This window comes from Daejeonella sp., from assembly GCF_044232565.1.
Classification (GTDB): Bacteria; Bacteroidota; Bacteroidia; order Sphingobacteriales; family Sphingobacteriaceae; genus Daejeonella.
This window is the reverse complement of the sequence record NZ_JBIILQ010000308.1, coordinates 1-2,502: the sequence shown is the minus strand read 5'-3', so window position 1 is coordinate 2,502 and position 2,502 is coordinate 1. Positions and strand designations below refer to the sequence as shown.

The following is a 2,502-nucleotide window of genomic DNA, read 5'->3' as shown; positions in this document are numbered from 1 at the left end:
TATATTTATCCGTAAAATCGGCAATAAATTTCCTGAAAAGTAAATTAATATCCTCTTTTCGTTCTCTTAAAGCAGGTATTTTTAAGGGAACGGTGTTCAATCGATAGTACAAATCTTCTCGGAATTTCCCGGCGCTAACGGCATCAAACACATCTTTATTAGTCGCTGCAACTACTCTAACATTCGTTTTTTGAACTTTTGATGATCCCACGCGAATGTATTCACCCGTCTCTAAAACACGTAATAAACGTGCCTGCGTACCAATTGGAAGCTCGGCTACTTCATCAAGAAAGATAGTGCCACCATCTACAACCTCAAAATACCCTTTTCGAGCATCATGAGCCCCTGTAAATGAACCTTTCTCATGACCAAATAATTCTGAGTCGATGGTGCCCTCAGGAATAGCACCACAGTTTACTGCGATGAACGGTCCGTGTTTACGCGCACTTAATGAATGAATAATGTGCGAGAAAACCTCTTTACCACTACCACTTTCGCCGGTAATTAATACCGAAATATCCGTCGGTGCTACCTGTCGGGCAATATCAATCGCTCGATTTAGTAGTGGTGAGTTTCCAATTATTCCAAAACGATTTTTTATATCCTGAACATCCATAGTCTTAAGCATCAAATTGCATACGATTGGCTTGCGTATACTTATGTTTAAATTTTAAATTAATTGACCGATTAGTGTAGCCGGTGTGCAACGCACGATTTCCACATTAACATAATCTCCAGGTTTAATGTTTTCATTTGCTGGAAAAACTACGGTGATGTTATGCTCACTTTTCCCCGAAAAATCCTTGTCCGATTTTTTCGAAAATCCATCAATTAGTATACGATGTGTTTTGCCGATGTGTTGCTCCAGCCTATTTAAGGAACAAGCCTGTTGCATCTTTAATATTTCGTTAAAACGTCGCGTCTTTACATTCTCGGGTATATCATCTTCAAAACGTTTAGCTGCCAATGTTCCCGGTCGCTCAGAATAGGTGTACATGTAGGCAAATTCAAATTTCACATATTCCATTAAGCTCAGCGTATCTTGATGCTCCTCTTCTGTTTCGGTACAAAAGCCGATAATAATATCTGTTGAAATAGAGCAATCGGGAATCAGCCTCCTAATGGTATCGATGCGCTCAAGATACCACTCACGAGAATAAGTCCGGTTCATGAGCTCAAGCACACGTGAATTACCTGATTGTACGGGCAAATGGATATGATTACAGATATTTTCATACTTTTTCATGGTATGTAATACCTCATTTGTGATATCCTTTGGGTGTGAAGTTGAAAAACGGACACGTAAAAGTGGGTTAATTTGAGCAACTAGCTCTAAAAGGCCAGCAAAATTCAGAATACCCTCGCCCCATTTATATGAATCTACATTCTGCCCTAACAAGGTAACCTCGCGATATCCTTGTTCAAATAATTCTTTAGCTTCTTTAACAATCGACTCTGGATCTCTGCTTCTTTCTCTACCCCTAGTAAAGGGCACCACGCAAAAAGAACACATATTATCACAACCCCGCATAATTGAAACAAAGGCAGAAATGCCGTTGCTATTTAATCTTACAGGATTAATATCCGCATAGGTTTCTTCGCGCGATAAAAGAACGTTTACCGCACGCATTCCTTCGTCTGCCTGGGATAATAAATTGGGTAGATCGCGGTAAGAATCAGGCCCAATAACAATATCAACTAGTTTTTCTTCCTCTAAAAATTTTGATTTCAATCGTTCCGCCATGCAGCCTAAAACTCCTATAGTCATGCCTGGTTTTTTCTTCTTAGCAGCACTAAACTCACGTAGCCTATTCCTTACCCGCTGCTCTGCATTGTCGCGTATCGAGCAGGTATTTATAAATATAACGTCGGCTTCTTTGTATTCAGGAGTTGTTTCAAAACCCATGTCGAGCATTAGTGAAGCAACAATTTCACTGTCTGCAAAATTCATTGCACAGCCATAACTCTCAATGTACAGTTTGCGACCGCTATATTGTTTAGGCTTTTCAATCATTAAGGCTTCACCCTGACGGGATTCATCATGCATTGTAGTATCAGATGAATCTTTTAAATTATGTGGGCGGTCAAACATGGGCATATAAATTAGCTCACAAAAATACTAAATTTTCTACATAATGACAATTTGGCAGACATTATTTCTTTTTGAATTCAAATTTTTAATTTAGGGTGACAAATCAAATTACCCCAAAATTGGTTTTAATTCCATATTTTGAGCTAAATACTCTAACATGACCACAAAAAACAGTTATGCCTTCATCAGAAAGTGGATCTTCATAGGATTTCTTACTTCGCTTTCTTTGCTGGCTGCGCTGGCTGTTTACCTTAATTATTATTGGAAACCAATTATTACTGAGCGCATTAAAGAAACTATTTATACTTCTACAGAGGGCTTGTATCTTATTGATTTTGACCATGTTCGTGTAAATTTTATCAGCGGAAGGATGACTATAAAGAATATCCGCTTTGCTCCTGATACGCTTG

Annotated in this window: 2 protein-coding genes and 1 pseudogene; 1 reads left to right on the top strand and 2 read right to left on the bottom strand. The window is 38.6% G+C overall.

All coding sequences use genetic code 11. From position 1 onward, the window contains the following. A partial coding sequence (locus ACILQF_RS12510) for a sigma 54-interacting transcriptional regulator (protein WP_395627733.1) occupies positions 1–616 on the bottom strand: 616 nt, incomplete at its 3' end. Positions 617–670: 54 nt separating this feature from the next. Next, positions 671–2,092, bottom strand: coding sequence for a tRNA (N6-isopentenyl adenosine(37)-C2)-methylthiotransferase MiaB (gene miaB / locus ACILQF_RS12505; protein ID WP_395627732.1), 1,422 nt, complete (start codon positions 2,090–2,092; stop codon positions 671–673). 157 nt (positions 2,093–2,249) lie between these two features. Between miaB and ACILQF_RS12500 the strand changes: the two are divergent. Then, a pseudogene (locus ACILQF_RS12500) lies at positions 2,250–2,502 on the top strand (hypothetical protein); the annotation flags it as partial.